The sequence below is a fragment of the Cupriavidus sp. CER-90 genome, assembly GCF_057652055.1.
In genome coordinates this window covers 1,420,825-1,437,178 of record NZ_JBYGYM010000002.1, presented here as the reverse complement: position 1 = coordinate 1,437,178, position 16,354 = coordinate 1,420,825, and the positions used below count along the sequence as shown (strand labels likewise).

General features: G+C 62.7%; 16 protein-coding genes. 1 reads left to right on the top strand and 15 read right to left on the bottom strand.

Annotated elements, in window-relative coordinates; genetic code table 11:
- Window positions 1-505: 505 nt before the first annotated feature.
- The 15 genes from AC24R4_RS17130 to AC24R4_RS17060 form a co-directional block, all read right to left on the bottom strand.
- A complete protein-coding gene (locus AC24R4_RS17130; RefSeq protein ID WP_029051299.1) occupies window positions 506-922 on the bottom strand; it encodes a F0F1 ATP synthase subunit epsilon in 417 nt (138 codons plus the stop codon).
- A gap of 128 nt (window positions 923-1,050) precedes the next feature.
- Window positions 1,051-2,454, bottom strand: a complete 1,404-nt coding sequence (gene atpD, locus AC24R4_RS17125; protein WP_029051300.1) for a F0F1 ATP synthase subunit beta — start codon at window positions 2,452-2,454, stop codon at window positions 1,051-1,053.
- Window positions 2,455-2,487: 33 nt separating this feature from the next.
- On the bottom strand, window positions 2,488-3,363 hold the full coding sequence (atpG, locus tag AC24R4_RS17120) for a F0F1 ATP synthase subunit gamma (RefSeq protein WP_400393397.1): 876 nt from the start codon (window positions 3,361-3,363) through the stop codon (window positions 2,488-2,490).
- 71 nt (window positions 3,364-3,434) lie between these two features.
- Complete coding sequence (gene atpA, locus AC24R4_RS17115) at window positions 3,435-4,976, bottom strand: F0F1 ATP synthase subunit alpha (RefSeq protein ID WP_029051302.1); 1,542 nt, start codon at window positions 4,974-4,976, stop codon at window positions 3,435-3,437.
- Window positions 4,977-5,015: 39 nt separating this feature from the next.
- The gene (locus AC24R4_RS17110; RefSeq protein ID WP_153946336.1) at window positions 5,016-5,558 is read right to left on the bottom strand and encodes a F0F1 ATP synthase subunit delta; all 543 of its coding nucleotides are present in this window, start codon (window positions 5,556-5,558) and stop codon (window positions 5,016-5,018) included.
- A gap of 2 nt (window positions 5,559-5,560) precedes the next feature.
- Window positions 5,561-6,031, bottom strand: coding sequence for a F0F1 ATP synthase subunit B (locus AC24R4_RS17105; protein WP_029051304.1), 471 nt, complete (start codon window positions 6,029-6,031; stop codon window positions 5,561-5,563).
- Window positions 6,032-6,136: 105 nt separating this feature from the next.
- Window positions 6,137-6,403 (bottom strand): F0F1 ATP synthase subunit C, encoded by a 267-nt coding sequence (gene atpE, locus AC24R4_RS17100; protein WP_008650162.1) that lies wholly within the window; start codon window positions 6,401-6,403, stop codon window positions 6,137-6,139.
- Between the two features lie 62 nt (window positions 6,404-6,465).
- Window positions 6,466-7,335 carry a F0F1 ATP synthase subunit A gene (atpB, locus tag AC24R4_RS17095; RefSeq protein WP_400393394.1) on the bottom strand — a complete coding sequence of 290 codons (870 nt, stop codon included), beginning with the start codon at window positions 7,333-7,335 and terminating at the stop codon, window positions 6,466-6,468.
- A gap of 284 nt (window positions 7,336-7,619) precedes the next feature.
- Window positions 7,620-8,147 carry an ATP synthase subunit I gene (locus tag AC24R4_RS17090; protein WP_400393392.1) on the bottom strand — a complete coding sequence of 176 codons (528 nt, stop codon included), beginning with the start codon at window positions 8,145-8,147 and terminating at the stop codon, window positions 7,620-7,622.
- Window positions 8,148-8,580: 433 nt separating this feature from the next.
- The gene (locus AC24R4_RS17085) at window positions 8,581-9,474 is read right to left on the bottom strand and encodes a ParB/RepB/Spo0J family partition protein (RefSeq protein ID WP_400393390.1); all 894 of its coding nucleotides are present in this window, start codon (window positions 9,472-9,474) and stop codon (window positions 8,581-8,583) included.
- Between the two features lie 32 nt (window positions 9,475-9,506).
- Entirely contained in the window at window positions 9,507-10,280 is a 774-nt protein-coding gene (locus AC24R4_RS17080; RefSeq protein ID WP_400393388.1) for a ParA family protein, read from the bottom strand.
- 76 nt (window positions 10,281-10,356) lie between these two features.
- Complete coding sequence (rsmG, locus tag AC24R4_RS17075; protein WP_487523386.1) at window positions 10,357-11,064, bottom strand: 16S rRNA (guanine(527)-N(7))-methyltransferase RsmG; 708 nt, start codon at window positions 11,062-11,064, stop codon at window positions 10,357-10,359.
- The gene (gene mnmG / locus AC24R4_RS17070) at window positions 11,065-13,020 is read right to left on the bottom strand and encodes a tRNA uridine-5-carboxymethylaminomethyl(34) synthesis enzyme MnmG (RefSeq protein WP_400396268.1); all 1,956 of its coding nucleotides are present in this window, start codon (window positions 13,018-13,020) and stop codon (window positions 11,065-11,067) included.
- Window positions 13,021-13,264: 244 nt separating this feature from the next.
- A complete protein-coding gene (locus AC24R4_RS17065) occupies window positions 13,265-14,155 on the bottom strand; it encodes an N-formylglutamate amidohydrolase (RefSeq protein WP_487523385.1) in 891 nt (296 codons plus the stop codon).
- A 3-nt stretch (window positions 14,156-14,158) separates the two neighbouring features.
- Window positions 14,159-15,175 (bottom strand): Bug family tripartite tricarboxylate transporter substrate binding protein, encoded by a 1,017-nt coding sequence (locus AC24R4_RS17060; RefSeq protein WP_400396561.1) that lies wholly within the window; start codon window positions 15,173-15,175, stop codon window positions 14,159-14,161.
- A gap of 128 nt (window positions 15,176-15,303) precedes the next feature.
- On the opposite strand from AC24R4_RS17060, the gene AC24R4_RS17055 reads away from it, so the two are divergent.
- Window positions 15,304-16,227, top strand: coding sequence for a LysR substrate-binding domain-containing protein (locus AC24R4_RS17055; RefSeq protein ID WP_487523384.1), 924 nt, complete (start codon window positions 15,304-15,306; stop codon window positions 16,225-16,227).
- Window positions 16,228-16,354 lie beyond the last annotated feature (127 nt).

Sequence of the window (16,354 nt, the reverse complement as noted above, 5' to 3'; positions counted from 1 at the left end):
CGGATTTTTCCCGGGCGGGCTTTCATCTTCTTGCAAAAGGATACATTTTGTTACTGCCATGCCCAGCAGTTTCCCCCACAATGCATTGACAGACCTGAGCTTGGTGTGAGGCACCCCCGCCGCTAAAGCCTTGAAAAATAAGGGGTGTGGAAGAAAGCCTGAGCAGTTCCCCGATTTATCCGGACCAGCCGAGCACCGTCGACTGATCCGGACACCAGGAAGACCTGTAGCGCGCGGCTTGAGGTTCCGATGATTGGAAACTCGCCGATGGTGCGGACAAGACGGTCCGCTGCGCTTTTCAGTGAAACCTGGACCGAACCCGTTCCTTCGAATTGACCCCTCGAAGGGATTTTCCCGTCCGCGCGGAGCCTCCCCGGCCCGCGCGCTTTTTTTTGTGGTCCAGGCAACGAAATATAGCGTCCGGAAGAAAAAAAGGCAGCCGATTGGCTGCCTTTTTCATTTGCCACGCCGAAAAAACAACAGCGTGGCGACTACAGTGCCTTGCTTACTTCTTACGACGCAGTCGGGCGATAGCAGCCAGTTGCGCTGCGGCCACGGCCAGCTCGCTTTGGGCGCGAGCCAGGTCGAGATCGCTGCTCTGGTTCTGCATCAGTTCCTCTGCGGCGCGCTTGGCTTCCTGCGCCTTGGCTTCGTCCAGGTCGCTGCCGCGGATGGCGGTGTCGGCCAGAACAGTCACGTGCTGAGGCTGCACTTCGAGAATTCCGCCAGCAACGAACACGAATTCCTCGCTGCCGTCTTCCTTCTCGATGCGCACCGCACCCGGCTGGATGCGGGTGATCAGCGGCGTGTGGCCCGGCAGAATACCCAGCTCACCCGTCTCGCCCGGCAGCGCCACGAACTTCGCCTGACCGGAGAAGATCGACGATTCCGCGCTGACGACGTCTACAAGAATGGTTGCCATATAAGATCCTTTCTCCAGAAAGCGTTGGCTTCCCGCAAATCAGGAAGCACGATCTTCGCCTTCGCGCCGGCCGTGGCCGCGTGCCGGAGCACGGCAGCCACGCCTGGCGCCAAGACGAAAGACGCCGCTTACTGAAGCTTCTTGGCCTTCTCGAAGGCTTCGTCGATCGAACCGACCATGTAGAAGGCCTGTTCCGGCAGGTGATCGCACTCGCCATCCACCAGCATCTTGAAACCACGGATGGTTTCCTTCAGCGGCACGTACTTGCCCGGCGAACCCGTGAACACTTCGGCCACGTGGAACGGCTGCGACAGGAAACGCTGGATCTTACGAGCGCGCGACACGGCCAGCTTGTCTTCCGGCGACAGTTCGTCCATGCCCAGAATCGCGATGATGTCTCGCAGTTCCTTGTAACGCTGCAGGGTCTGCTGGACGCGGCGGGCCACTTCGTAGTGCTCCGTACCCACGACTTGCGGATCCAGCTGGCGCGAGGTCGAGTCGAGCGGGTCGACGGCGGGGTAGATACCCAGCGCGGCGATGTCACGCGACAGCACGACGGTCGAGTCCAGGTGCAGGAAGGTCGTAGCCGGCGACGGGTCGGTCAAGTCATCGGCAGGCACGTACACGGCCTGGATCGACGTGATCGAGCCAGTCTTGGTCGACGTGATACGTTCCTGCAGCTTGCCCATTTCTTCAGCCAGCGTCGGCTGATAGCCCACGGCCGAAGGCATACGGCCCAGCAGTGCCGACACTTCCGTACCGGCCAGCGTGTAGCGGTAGATGTTGTCGACGAAGAACAGGATGTCGCGGCCTTCGTCGCGGAAACGCTCGGCCATCGTCAGGCCGGTCAGCGCCACGCGCAGACGGTTGCCCGGCGGCTCGTTCATCTGGCCGAACACCATGGCCACCTTGTCGAGCACGTTCGAGTCCTTCATTTCGTGGTAGAAGTCGTTCCCTTCACGGGTACGCTCGCCCACGCCGGCAAACACCGACAGACCGCTGTGCTGCTTGGCGATGTTGTTGATGAGCTCCATCATGTTCACGGTCTTGCCGACGCCGGCGCCACCGAACAGGCCCACCTTGCCGCCCTTTGCGAACGGGCACACCAGGTCGATCACCTTGATGCCGGTTTCCAGCAGGTCAACCGACGGCGACAGTTCGTCGAACTTCGGTGCCTTCTGGTGAATCGCGCGCTTTTCATCGGCGGCGATCGGGCCGGCTTCGTCGATCGGGCGACCCAGCACGTCCATGATGCGGCCCAGCGTACCGTGGCCAACCGGCACGGAGATGGGGGCGCCGGTGCTCTTCACCGACATGCCACGGCGCAGGCCGTCCGACGAGCCCAGGGCGATGGTACGCACCACGCCGTCACCGAGCTGCTGCTGCACTTCGAAGGTCAGACCCTTCTCGGCGAACGACTTGTCGTTGCCCTCTTCGAGCACGAGTGCGTCGTACACCTTCGGCATTGCGTCGCGCGGGAACTCGATGTCCACCACGGCGCCAATGCACTGCACAATATTTCCGATACTCATTTCGTATCTCCGATAGCTTGAATTCTTGACGCCTTAGACCGCAGCTGCGCCGCTGACGATTTCCGACAGTTCCTTCGTGATCGCGGCCTGGCGGGTCTTGTTGTAGACCAGCTGCAGTTCGCCAATCACGTTCTTGGCGTTGTCGGAAGCCGCCTTCATGGCCACCATGCGCGCGGATTGCTCCGACGCCATGTTTTCGGCCACGGCCTGGTACACCAGCGCCTCGACGTAGCGGACGAGCAGCTCTTCCACAACCGTCTGGGCGTCGGGCTCGTAGATGTAATCCCACGAGTAGGCGCGCTTTTCATCTTCGGTCTGGCTCAGCTTGTCTGCGGCCAGCGGCAGCAGTTGCTCGACCATCGGCTCCTGCTTCATCGTGTTGATGAACCGGGTATAAGCCAGGTACACCGCGTCGACTTCGCCGTTGGTAAAGGCATCCAGCTGGACCTTGATCGCGCCGATCAGCTTTTCCAGATGCGGGGTGTCACCGAGATGCACCACGTTCGAGACCACCTTGGCGCCGATGCGACCCAGGAACTGCATGCCCTTGGTACCGATGGCGGTCGCTTGCACGTCCACGCCGCGGTTCTGCAGGGTCTTCAGTTCATTGGTCACGGCTCGCAGCACGTTCGTATTCATGCCGCCGCACAGGCCCTTGTCGGTCGTCACCACGATCATGCCGACGCGCTTGACATCGCGCGACACCATGAACGGGTGCTTGAACTCGGGGTTGGCGGTGGCCAGGTGCGCTGCGATATTGCGCACTTTTTCAGCATACGGACGGGCGTTGCGCATCCGTTCCTGCGCCTTGCGCATCTTGGATGCGGCGACCATTTCCATCGCCTTGGTGATCTTTCGCGTGTTCTGCACGCTCTTGATCTTGGTTCGAATCTCTTTCGTTCCGGCCATATCTTTCCTCTCCATTCGTGCCGCGCCGCATGCCTTGCGGCAGCCACGGCGCGGTCCGTGGAATCACGCGGTTAGAACGCGGCGGACTTCCTGAAATCCTCGATCGCGGCACGCAGGGCGGCTTCGTCGTCCTTCGACAGATCCTTGGTATCTTCGATGCGGTTGACGAGGTCGGCGAACTTGGTCTTCAGATGATCGTGCAGGCCCTTTTCGAACGGCAGGATGTCCTTCACGTCGACGTTGTCGAGGAAGCCATTGTTCGCGGCATACAGCGACGCGGCCAGTTGCCACACCTGCAGCGGCTGGTACTGCGGCTGCTTCAGCAGTTCCGTCACGCGGCGGCCGCGCTCCAGCTGCTTGCGGGTGGCATCGTCCAGGTCCGAGGCGAACTGCGCGAACGCAGCCAGTTCACGGTACTGGGCCAGGTCGGTACGGATACCGCCGGACAGCTTCTTGATGACCTTCGTCTGGGCAGCACCACCGACGCGCGACACCGAAATACCGGCGTTGATAGCGGGGCGGATACCGGCGTTGAACAGGTCGGTTTCCAGGAAGATCTGACCGTCGGTGATCGAGATCACGTTGGTCGGCACGAAAGCGGACACGTCGCCGGCCTGTGTTTCGATCACGGGCAGCGCGGTCAGCGAACCGGTCTTGCCGGTGACGGCGCCGTTCGTGAACTTGGCCACGTAATCTTCGTTCACGCGGGCTGCACGCTCCAGCAGACGCGAGTGCAGGTAGAACACGTCGCCCGGGTAGGCTTCGCGGCCCGGCGGGCGGCGCAGCAGCAGCGACACCTGGCGGTAGGCCCAGGCTTGCTTGGTCAGATCGTCATAAACGATCAGTGCGTCTTCACCACGGTCGCGGAAGTATTCGCCCATCGTGCAGCCGGCGTAGGCAGCCAGGTACTGCATGGCGGCCGAGTCCGAAGCCGATGCTGCCACGACGATCGTGTATTCCATGGCGCCGTGCTCTTCGAGCTTGCGCACCACGTTCGAGATCGTCGAAGCCTTCTGGCCGATTGCCACGTACACGCAGAAGACGCCCTTGCCCTTCTGGTTGATGATGGCGTCGACGGCCACGGCGGTCTTGCCGGTCTGGCGGTCGCCAATGATCAGCTCGCGCTGGCCACGGCCGATCGGCACCATCGCGTCGATCGACTTCAGGCCGGTCTGGACCGGCTGGCTCACCGACTGACGTGCGATCACGCCCGGTGCCACCTTCTCGATCACGTCCGTTTCCTTGGCGTTGATCGGGCCCTTGCCGTCGATCGGCTGACCCAGCGTGTTGACCACGCGGCCCAGCAGTTCCTTGCCAACCGGCACTTCCAGAATGCGGCCGGTGCACTTGACCGTATCGCCTTCCGAAATGTGTTCGTAATCGCCCAGCACCACGGCACCCACCGAGTCACGCTCGAGGTTCAGTGCCAGGCCAAACGTATTACCCGGGAATTCCAGCATCTCGCCCTGCATCACGCCGGACAGGCCATGCACGCGGCAGATACCATCGGTCACGGAAATCACCGTGCCGGTGTTGCGCACTTCAGCGTCGGCGCCAAGACCCGAGATGCGGGACTTGATCAGCTCGCTGATTTCTGAGGGGTTCAGTTGCATCACAATGCTCCTAATTCTTCAATCCGTCGGCCGTTGCGGTCAGGCGGTCAGCGTGGCTTGCATGGCAGCCAGGCGCGCGCGCACGGAGGTGTCGAGCACTTCGTCGCCGACCTTGACGCTCACGCCGCCAATCAGCGACGGGTCCACCGCCACCTTTGCGTACAGCTTGCGACCGAACTTGCGTTCGAGTGCGGCGACCAGTTCCTTCGTCTGCGAATCGTCCAGCGGGAATGCGCTGGTGATCTCGACGTCGGACGAACCCTCGCGGGCATTCTTGAGCGCATGGAACTGTTCGGCGACTTCCGGCAGCACCGTCAGGCGGTTGTTCTCCACCAGCAGGTTGACGAAGCGACGGGCTTCATCGTTCACCGGGCTCTTCAGCACCGAAAGGAACAGTTCCTGGAGCTTTTCGCCCGGGACGTTCGGATCGGTGGCGAGCGCCTGCATGTCGGGGTTGGCGGCAACCTGCCCCATCTCCGACACCAGTTCAGACCATGCACCCAGGTTGCCTGCACCGGCTTCGCTCGCGACGCGGAACAGCGCCTCAGCGTAGGGACGGGCAATGGTTGCGGTTTCAGCCATGATTAGAGCTCAGCCTTGAGTTGATTGAGCAGGTCTGCATGCACCTGCGCGTTCACTTCACGCTTGAGGATCTGCTCTGCACCCTTCACGGCAAGCACGGCGACCTGGTCGCGCAGCGTTTCGCGGGCGCGGGTCACTTGCTGCTCTGCCTCGGCCTTGGCCTGGGCGATGATGCGTGCGGCTTCTGCCTGGGCGTTCTGCTTGATCTCGTCAGCGGCGGCCTGGGCGCGCTTTTCAGCGTCGGCCACGCGTTGTGCGCCTTCGGTGCGGGCTTCGGCCATGGCCTGGTCCACACGCTTGTTGGCGAGTTCAAGCTCCGCCTTGCCCTTTTCGGCAGCGGCGAGGCCATCGGCGATCTTCTTTGCGCGTTCGTCGAGCGCCTTCACCAGCGGCGGCCAAATGAATTTGGCAACAACCCACCACAGGATGAAGAACACGACCATCTGCGCAAAAAACGTTGCGTTCAGATTCATGGTGTGTTCCTTTCGGTAATCAAACTACAGATAAATGCACAAGGGCGGCCAGGCCATCGGACTGAGGCCTACGCCGCCCGTCAGCATCATGCAGACCGAAAAGACTTACTGAATGACCGACAGCAGCGGGTTGGCGAAGGCGAACAGCATTGCAACACCCACACCGATCAGGAATGCAGCGTCGATCAGGCCAGCCAGCAGGAACATCTTGGTCTGCAGCGGGTTCATCAGCTCGGGCTGACGTGCGCAGGCTTCGATGTACTTGCCACCCATCAGGGCGATACCCAGGCAGGCGCCGATAGCGCCCAGACCGATGATGATGCCGATACCGATTGCGGTCAGACCCTGGATGTTGGCGAGATATGCTTGCATGATGACTCCTTTAATTTAGAGAGACTTAGAACCAAAAAACCAAAAAACGAAGAACCGGAAAATCAGTGGTGATCGTGAGCCTGGCCGATGTACACCAGCGTCAGCATCATGAAAATGAATGCCTGGAGCAGCACGATCAGAATGTGGAAGATGGCCCATACGGTGCCGGCAACCACGTGCCCGATGAAGCCCAGTGCCGACAGGTCGGCGCTGAACGTCCAGATGGAACCCAGCAGCGCGATCAGCAGGAACACCAGTTCGCCGGCGTACATGTTGCCGAACAACCGCATGCCCAGCGACACGGCCTTGGCCAGGAATTCAATGATGTTCAGGATCAGGTTGAACGGGGCCAGGTACCACTTGGCGCCGAACGGGGCCGAGAACAGCTCGTGCATGAAGCCGCCCGCGCCCTTGATCTTGAAGCTGTAGTAGATCATCAGCACCAGAACCGAGCACGACATGCCCAGCGTGCCGTTCAGGTCGGCCGTGGCCACCGCGCGGTGGTGCGGAAGATGGATGTGGAAGATGCCCAGCACGTTGTTCAGGCCGGTGACCCAGTCCACGGGGATCAGGTCGATCGCATTCATCATGGTGATCCAGCAGAACACCATCAGCGCCAGCGGAGCGATCCACGAGCGGTCGCCGTGGATGATGCCCTTGGCCTGGTCGTCGACCATCTCGACAATCATTTCGACGAAGGCCTGGAAGCGGCCCGGCACGCCGGCCGTGACGCGGCGCGCGGCCATGTACAGGAACAGCACGGCGATGGCGCCGCACAGCACCGACCAGAACACGGTGTCGTAGTTGAGGACACTGAAATCGACGACGGAATGCTGCTTGCCGCCGACCGAATTAAAGTTCTGCAGGTGTTCGGCGATATAGCCTGAGGGTGTGAGCGTGTGCCCAGCGCCTTGAGTAGCTTCAGCTGACATGTCGAAACGATCGGTATATTGCGAAATCTTTGTTTCCGGCAACCGCTTTGGCGGTCGCCCGGCATGCGTCTTGCTCTGGCCTTCGGTCACATGACCGGTCACCGCCTGGGCAAGCCCGCGCTATTGTTCTGGGCAAAACCTTACTCACGCAGCACTTCACGGTTGTGACGCCCTGCGCGTAAAACCACTTGATATTCCGGATGGGTGCCTCATCTGAGACCGAATCCCACGCCGTGGCCCTGCTTCACGCATTGCCAAGGGCGACGGGATTCGCGTATCTCCGCTTAGCGGATCGCGAGCGCCACCCAATAAGTCTTGAGCGCCAACAGGAACGTGACCAGCATCGGCACCCAGCGCAGATCCCGGTACAGCACGATCACCAGCACCAGCAGTGCCATCGTGCCGAAGACCTTGATCGCCTCGCCGGCCACCAGGCCGCCGACCGACGGCTGCTTGCGCGACATATACAGACGCAGCGCAAAGAAGCCGCTGGGCACGAAACACGCCATGCCGCCGAAGAAGGCCGACCAGCCCGACGGTGCATGCTCATGCGCGAACACCGCCCAGGCAATCGCGGACAACAGCGTCACGACGACCTGCGCCAGCACGACCTTGCCCGGTGTCATGCGCGACGGACGCAACGCGCGCTCGCCAAGCAGCTTCACCGCTTCGGCACGCGACAGCGGATCGACAGCTTCCTCTTCGCGCGCGGCGCTATCATCCCAGTCATCGCGCCAGCCATCGTCTCGATGATTGTCGCGGGATGCCGTACCGGCTTGCGATTTTTCCTGCTGACGGTCTCGTACCACCACCTGCCTGGCCTCGTTCCAGGCCGGAACTTTTTGGGTCCGGCCAGAATTCAAACCGCACGATTCTATTAGCAATCGCCGACACGCGTCAATCTGCTTTCAGTTAGCTTGCAGGGAATTTCGCACAACGGTTGCTATCACGCGTTCATGATGGATGGTGCGAAATTGCGCGCCAATGATGCGTAACGTAATTGGATTGCGCACGCCAATGCGTGCATGATGGCTGTTCGGCCATCGTTGGCAGCCGTTAGGGCGTGCATTCCGAAAGGTCATCGCAGGGGGGCCGTGCGGTTATCGCGCAGATTCATGCCGCGACACGGTGCATGGGCGGCGGGCTGTCGCGCGATGCCGACAGCCCGGCAATTTCATCGGTAAAACGATTGCCGTAACCCCGGTAAACGTATACGGCGCCCGTGTCCGACCCCGCTGGCCGGTATCAGGCGCTGGCCGCCGGTTCGCGCAGGCGGATCAACACGCCATCGAGCGCGTCGTTGCTGGTGAAGTGGATGGTCAACTGTCCCTTGCCGCGTGCGCCGAGCTTGATCTGCACCGCCAGCCCGAGCGTGTCGGACAGTTCCTCTTCGAGCCGCGCCACATCGCGGGTGCCGTTGCCCTGCTTCTGCTTGAGCGACTTCAGGTCGAACGGCTTCAGCGTCGAGGCGACGAGCTTCTCGGTTTCGCGTACCGACAGGCGCTTGTTCACGATCTGGTTGGCCAGCGTGATCTGGTTGGCCCCGTCCACGGCCAGCAGCGCGCGCGCGTGGCCCATGTCGAGATCGCCGGCCATCAGCATGGTCTGCACCGGCGACGCCAGGTTCAGCAGACGCAGCAGGTTCGAGACCGCGCTGCGCGAGCGGCCCACCGATTCGGCGGCCTGTTCGTGCGTGAAACTGAATTCGCGGATCAGGCGCATGATGCCCTGCGCCTCTTCCAGCGGGTTGAGGTCTTCGCGCTGGATGTTCTCGATCAGCGCCATCGCGGCGGCGGCCTGGTCGGGCACGTCCTTGACCAGCACCGGCACCTTGTCGAGCCCCGCCAGCTTCGACGCGCGGAAGCGGCGTTCGCCGGCGATGATCTCGTACCGGTCGGGTTCGGCCACGCGGCGCACCAGGATCGGCTGCATCAGGCCCTGCGCGCGGATGCTTGCCGCCAGCTCCTGCAGCGCGCCTTCGTCCATGCGGGTGCGCGGCTGGTACTTGCCCGGCTGAAGCTGATTGACGCCCAGCACCGACGGCGCGCCTTCCTGCTTTGCGGTTTCGACAATCTCGGCGGGCCCGCCGAGCAGTGCTTCCAGTCCCCGGCCCAGACCCTTCTTTTTAGCGGTCACCATGCTCGCCACCCTTCCCTGTCTGTTCGTGCCGCTCAACCGAGCTGGCGTACGCGCGCAATCATCTCCGCGCCAAAATCGAGATACGCTTTGGCGCCCTTCGAGGACGCATCGAATGCCACGCCCGGCATGCCATATGACGGCGCCTCGGCCAGCCGCACATTGCGCGGAATCACGGTCTTGAATACCTTTTCCGCGAAGTGGGCCTCCAGCTGCGCCGACACCTGCTGCTGCAGCGTCACGCGCGGGTCGAACATCACGCGCAGCAGGCCAATCACCTTGAGTTCGCGATTCAGGTTGGCATGCACCTGCTTGATCGTGTTGACCAGATCGGACAACCCCTCCAGCGCGAAGTATTCGCACTGCATCGGCACGATCACGCCATGCGCGGCACACAGGCCGTTCAACGTCAGCAGCGACAGCGACGGCGGGCAGTCGATCAGCACGAAGTCATACTGGTCGTCCACTTCGGCCAGCGCCTGCTTGAGGCGTCGCTCGCGCTGGTCCAGTTCCACCAGCTCCACTTCGGCACCGGCCAGTTCGCGATTGGCCGGCAGCACGTCGTAGCGGCCCGACTCGGACCGCCGGGTTGCCTGCGACACGGATGCCAGGCCCACCAGCACCTGGTACACACTGTGTTCCAGCGACTGCTTGTCGATACCGGAGCCCATCGAGGCATTGCCCTGGGGGTCCAGGTCGACCAGCAGCACGCGCTGCTCCTGCGCGGCCAGACCGGCGGCCAGATTCACCGTAGTGGTGGTCTTGCCGACGCCGCCCTTCTGGTTTGCGATCACGAATACCTTGGCCATATGCGCTTGCAGCTCCCTGTGCGTGTCTTCGTATTCATGCGACGAATAACACTTACCAAATTCTAAAACAGCGAATTCAACGCCGCGATAGCACTACGAGATGCCGTTCCGCATCGAGTTCTGGAACGATCAGTTTGGGCACCGCTTCCACCTGCCATGTCTGCATCAGGCCGGCGGCTTCCATCCGGTCAATCTCGGCCTGGGGATAAACCCCTTTCATGGCGAGCAGCTTCCCGCCGGGGGCCGCCAGGTGGCCGGACAGGTTCACAAAGTCCGTCAGCTCGGCAAACGCGCGCGACGTAATGACGGCATAGCCATCGGCATCCTCGATCTTCTCGACCGGGCCCCAGTGTGCCGCGGCATTGGTCAGGTGCAGCTGCGCGCGGCACTGCGTCAGGAACGCAGTCTTCTTCTGAACGATATCGACCATCAGCACCGACACATCGGGGCAGGTAATGGCCAGCGGCATGCCCGGCATGCCGCCACCCGAGCCCACGTCCAGCACCCTGCCCCGTGCAGCATCAGGTACGGCCGAGCTGCGCGCGGCCTCGGCCAGCGCAGGCACCGCTGCCAGCGAATCGAGCAAGTGGTGGGTCAGCATCTCGTCGGGATGACGGATGGCGGTGAGGTTGTAGACGCTGTTCCACTTGCGGAGCAGCGTCAGGTACGCGAACAGCGTTTCGATCTGGGCAGGCGCCAGTGCCAGGCCGATGGCGCCAAGCCCGGCTTCCAGGCGCTGACGCTGGGCGGCCTCGTCGACCACGGTGTATCGGAAGCCTCCCACTCAGGCAGCCTCCTGACCGTTGCCGGCCTTCCCGTTGGTCTGCCCCGTACGCCCCATGCCCTTCTTCTTCAGATGGACCAGCAGCAGCGAGATCGCTGCCGGCGTGACGCCCGAGATCCGCGATGCCTGGCCCAGCGTTTCCGGACGGTGTTGATTCAGCTTCTGGCTGACCTCGAACCCCAGGCCGCGAACTTCGGTGTAGTCGAAGTCGAGGGGCAGCCTGGTCGCCTCGTTGGCGCCCAGCTTGTCCACCTCGGCCGCCTGGCGCGCGATATAGCCGTGATATTTGATGCCGATTTCGATTTGCTCGCGAATCTGCTCGGCCAGCATGGCATCGTCGGCAAGCGGCGTTTCCGGCGCGTAGCGGCCGTCCTGCAAGGCGACCAGTGCCTCGTAACGGACTTCCGGACGACGTAGCAGATCGGCCAGCGAGTATTCGCGCTCGATTGCCTTGCCGAGCAGCGGTACGGCGTCAGCTTCCGGCAGCAGCGTCGGATTGACCCACGTGGACTTCAGTCGCTCTGTTTCACGTGAAACAGCGTCACGCTTGCGGTTGAATGCATCCCAACGTACATCGTCCACCACACCGAGTTCGCGGCCGACTTCGGTCAGGCGCATGTCGGCGTTGTCCTCGCGCAGGCTCAGACGGAATTCGGCGCGGCTGGTGAACATCCGGTACGGCTCGGTCACGCCACGCGTGATCAGGTCGTCGACCAGCACGCCCAGGTAGGCCTGGTCCCGGCGCGGCGTCCAGGCGTCGCGCTCGCGCACGAAGCATCCCGCATTGATACCGGCCAGCAGGCCTTGTGCTGCGGCCTCTTCATAGCCGGTCGTGCCGTTGATCTGACCGGCGAAGAACAGCCCCTGGATGGCCTTGCTCTCCAGCGATGCCTTCAGGCCGCGCGGGTCGAAGTAGTCGTACTCGATGGCATAGCCTGGGCGCAGGATATGCGCGTTCTCCATACCGCGGATCGAATGGACGAGGTCCAGCTGCACGTCGAATGGCAGGCTCGTGGAGATGCCGTTCGGGTAGAACTCGTTGGTGGTCAACCCTTCTGGCTCAAGGAAAATCTGATGGCTTTCCTTGCCCGAGAAGCGGTGAATCTTGTCCTCGATGCTGGGGCAGTAGCGCGGCCCTACCCCTTCGATGACGCCGGTGTACATCGGCGAGCGATCGAGACCCCCGCGAATAATGTCGTGGGTACGGCTGTTGGTGTGGGTAATCCAGCACGGCAGCTGCTGGGGATGCTGCTCCGGCCGCCCCAGGAACGAGAAGACCGGCACCGGGTCCAAATCGCCGGGCTGCTCTTCCATGACGGAAAAATCGATGGTCCGACCATCGATGCGCGGCGGCGTCCCGGTCTTCAGCCGTCCCTGCGGCAGCTTCAATTCCTTCAGACGTGCCGACAGCGACACGGCGGCGGGGTCGCCCGCACGACCGCCGGTGTAGTTGTCCAGGCCCACGTGGATCTTGCCGTCGAGGAATGTCCCCGCCGTCAGCACCACGGCCCGCGCACGGAAGTCGATGCCCGCCTGGGTACGCGCTCCCACGACGCGGTCGCCCTCCACCATCAGGTCATCGACGGCCTGCTGGAACAGCATCAGGTTCGGTTGATTCTCCAGTCGCGTGCGGATCGCCTTGCGGTACAGCACACGGTCGGCCTGGGCGCGCGTGGCGCGCACGGCCGGGCCCTTGCTGGAGTTGAGGATGCGGAACTGGATACCGGCCTCGTCCGTGGCGGCGGCCATCGCACCGCCCATGGCGTCCACTTCCTTGACCAGGTGTCCCTTGCCGATGCCGCCGATCGACGGATTGCAGCTCATCTGGCCCAACGTCTCGATGTTGTGCGAGAGCAGCAGTGTCTGGCAGCCCATGCGCGCGGCGGCGAGGGCAGCTTCGGTGCCGGCGTGACCACCGCCGACGACAATGACGTCGAATTCTTTCGGGTAAAGCATGGGACACCTCCTCCGGGAGGCTAGGCGGGAAAATTCGGGATGTCGAATTATAGCGGCATTCGTTTGGCGGACTCTGCCCTCGGCGATGTTTCACGTGAAACATGGCGCCGAAGATACTCAGGAAATGGGTCGGTGTGTTCCACGTGAAACACTCAAGCCGTCCTGTGGACAACCCGCGACAAAAAGAAAAGGCCCCGCTTGCACGGGGCCCTTCCCTACCGACTCTGTTTCACGTGAAACATCCTCAGATGCGGCTACGGATATACATCGCGATGCGCTCCGAAAGCCGTGCCAGATCGCGCTGCAAGGTCGCGAATCCTGCGTTCGGCGCCTTGGTCGCCTCGTCCATATACAGCGGGCGACGGATCTCGATCTGCAGGCTGTTGCGCCGCTCGGCCGGGCGGCCGATTTGCGCGATCAGTTGCACCCCCTTGTACGGGTCGTTGCGCGCCACCGTGTAGCCCATCGACTTCAACTCCCGCTCCACCAGATCGACGATGCCGGGCTCGCAGGTCGTACCATCGCGGTCGCCCAGCACAAAGTCCGCCAACGGATGTGGGCTATCGATCTTGAGCCGCTCGTAGGCGTTGTTCGGCATCGAATGCAGGTTCAGATGCCAGAGTGCGCCGAATTGCCGATACGCGGTCTCCACTGCCTCGGCCAGTGCGGCGTGGTACGGGCGGTAGTAGCGTGCGATCCGGTTCTCTACCTCCGCCACCGACAGCTGGCGGTCGTAGATCGGCGTGGCCGCGTCGAGCTTCCGCCAGATCAGCCCATAGCCCAGGCGCGTCTTCTCGCCCGGCGACAGCGGCGTGGGCCACGGCGCGTCCAGCAGTTCCGGGTCCAGGTCCTCCAGCATCCGGTTGGGATCGATATAGACGCGCGGGAAGGTGGCGCCAATCAGCGTGCCGCCGACCTTGGGGATGGCCGACCACAGCGTATCGATATGGGTGTCCTCGCCGCCACGCAGCCGCGCCAGGGGCACGGCAGCCCGGAAATCGTCCGGATAGTAGACGCCGCTGTGCGGCGAATCACAGACCAGCGGCAGTGGCAGCCCTTCCGGCAAGGCCAGCGTATAGGGGCCGTCGGGCGCATCGCCCTGTACCGCGCGGTACGGTGTATCGAACGTCGTCATGGCTCAATCCAGCTTGATATTGGCAGCCTTGGCCACGCGGGCATAGCGCGCCATGGCCTGCTGAATCTGGGCCTTGAACTGGTCCGGCGTGGTCGGCACCAGCGTGCCGCCCGATTCCTCGATCTTGCGCTTGAACTCGGGGTTCAGCATCGCCTTGTGGATGGCGGCATTGAGCTTGTCGATGATGGGCTGAGGCGTACCCGCCGGGGCGACGATGCCGAACCAGCCACCGTCACCCATATCCTTGTAGCCAAGCTCGCCGTACGTCGGCACGTTCGGCAGTTGCGGGGACCGCTGCGCCCCCAGCAAGGCCAGTGCGCGCAGCCGGCCCGCCTTCACGTGCGGCAACGTGGTCGACAGGTTGTCGGTAATCGCATTCACCTGCCCTGCCAGCGCATCGTTCAGTGCCAGGCCGGCCCCCTTGTACGGCACGTGCAGCAGGTTGATCTTGGCCAGCATCATGAAATTCTCGATGTTGGCGTGCCCGAGCGAGCCGGCGCCGGGCGATGCGAAGGTGTACTTGCCCGGGTTGGCCTTGGCCAGTGCGACAAACTCCTGCATGGTCTTGGCCGGTACGCTCGGATGCACGGCAAAGACGCTGGGAACGGCCGCCACGTTGGTGACGGGCGCAAAGTCCTTGATCGGGTCGTAGCCCAGCTTCGGGTATACCGCCGGGTTGGACCCATGGGTGCTGACCGTGGCCATGCCGATCGTGTACCCGTCCGGCGCGGAACGGGCCACCTGCTCCATGCCGATCGAACCGCCTGCCCCACCCTTGTTATCGACCACGATCGTCTGGCCCAGCTCGCGTCCGGCGTACTCGGCAACCAGGCGCGCCGACAGGTCGGTGGTGCCACCTGCGGCGAACGGCACGACCAGACGGATCGGCTTGTTCGGGTAGTTCGATTGTGCTGCCACAGGCATCGCCATACCGCCAAAAGCGGCGCCGATGGCTGTGGACAACATTGTGGAAAACATCAGGCGGCGGCGCGTGGCGCGGACAGGCAGGGCTCGATTCATGGTGTGAAACTCCTCGTTTTATCGTTCTCGAATCCGGGGACCGAGCTGGGGAGTTTCGGCAGTTTACCGGCCCTGCACAAACGACTATATTGCACGCTTCCATTACCAAAGCTCATGCTCACGTCCTCATGCGTATACGCTCACCTTCGATGTCCGAGCTACATGCATTTGTGACGGCTGCCAGGCTGGGCAGCTTCACCCGTGCCGCGGAAACGCTGTGCGTCACGCAAGGCGCCATCAGCCGGGCCATCTCCCGGCTGGAATCGCATTTCGGCCAGCCGCTGATCCATCGCAACGCCCACAAGCTCACGCTGACTGACGCGGGGCGCCAATACCTGGACGCCATCTCGGCCCCGCTGGCCGCGATCGAAACCGCCAGTGGGGCGATGCTGGGGGAAGATCGCCAGCATCACCTGACGCTGTCTGCCGTGCCCACACTGGCCAGCGTATGGCTGGTCCCGCGCCTGCCTGACTTCCACCGCAAGCATCCCGATATCCGGCTCGACTTCGTGCCCTACCGACGTGACGAAGACTTCGCCGGCGCAAAGCCCGATGCGGCGATCCTGACCGGGGAAGCCAGCCACTGGCCGAACCTGCAGGTTGACTATGTGATCGGACGCGAAATGGTGCCGGTCTGCCACCCCGCGCGGGCCCATGCGCGGCAGGCTGCCAATCTGTGGAAAACTCCGTCGGACCTGATGGGCGAACCGCTGCTTTTCCACACAACTGCCCCCAGGAACTGGGAGAACTGGCTGCGTGCCTCGGGCGTACCCAACGCTGCGCCCGCGCTGGCCCGTGGATTCGATCAGGTGTCGATCCTGCTGGAGGCCGTGAAGGCCGACATGGGGGTGGCCGTTTTGCAGCGATGCCTTGTCAGGGATGCCTTGCAGGCCGGTCAGGTGGTGGCGCCGTTCGATCTGCCGGTCACGTTGAACCGGGGCTATTTCCTCTGCGCGCCACGTGAAAAAAGCGACCATCGGGCCCTGGCGGTCTTCCGCGAATGGCTGCTTTCGGCGGCGGCGGCCGATATCGTCGAACTGGTCCGCCCGTAGTTATCCACACTGTGGATAGTTTTGTGAACAACATCGGCTGGGAGAATAAAAACGGTGCCTAAACTGGCACCATTATTTTCCAAACCGATGTATACGTACCGCGAAACGTCCGCGGGGCATCCACAAG

Coding starts and splice junctions, on each gene's coding strand:
- AC24R4_RS17055 (WP_487523384.1), top strand. CDS start 15,304: ATGCGTATACGCTCACCTTCGATGTCCGAGCTACATGCATTTGTGACG.
- AC24R4_RS17110 (WP_153946336.1), bottom strand. CDS start 5,558: ATGGCTGAAACCGCAACCATTGCCCGTCCCTACGCTGAGGCGCTGTTC.
- mnmG (WP_400396268.1), bottom strand. CDS start 13,020: ATGCTTTACCCGAAAGAATTCGACGTCATTGTCGTCGGCGGTGGTCAC.
- atpG (WP_400393397.1), bottom strand. CDS start 3,363: ATGGCCGGAACGAAAGAGATTCGAACCAAGATCAAGAGCGTGCAGAAC.
- AC24R4_RS17130 (WP_029051299.1), bottom strand. CDS start 922: ATGGCAACCATTCTTGTAGACGTCGTCAGCGCGGAATCGTCGATCTTC.
- atpB (WP_400393394.1), bottom strand. CDS start 7,335: ATGTCAGCTGAAGCTACTCAAGGCGCTGGGCACACGCTCACACCCTCA.
- AC24R4_RS17105 (WP_029051304.1), bottom strand. CDS start 6,031: ATGAATCTGAACGCAACGTTTTTTGCGCAGATGGTCGTGTTCTTCATC.
- atpE (WP_008650162.1), bottom strand. CDS start 6,403: ATGCAAGCATATCTCGCCAACATCCAGGGTCTGACCGCAATCGGTATC.
- atpD (WP_029051300.1), bottom strand. CDS start 2,454: ATGAGTATCGGAAATATTGTGCAGTGCATTGGCGCCGTGGTGGACATC.
- atpA (WP_029051302.1), bottom strand. CDS start 4,976: ATGCAACTGAACCCCTCAGAAATCAGCGAGCTGATCAAGTCCCGCATC.
- AC24R4_RS17060 (WP_400396561.1), bottom strand. CDS start 15,175: ATGAATCGAGCCCTGCCTGTCCGCGCCACGCGCCGCCGCCTGATGTTT.
- AC24R4_RS17065 (WP_487523385.1), bottom strand. CDS start 14,155: ATGACGACGTTCGATACACCGTACCGCGCGGTACAGGGCGATGCGCCC.
- AC24R4_RS17080 (WP_400393388.1), bottom strand. CDS start 10,280: ATGGCCAAGGTATTCGTGATCGCAAACCAGAAGGGCGGCGTCGGCAAG.
- AC24R4_RS17085 (WP_400393390.1), bottom strand. CDS start 9,474: ATGGTGACCGCTAAAAAGAAGGGTCTGGGCCGGGGACTGGAAGCACTG.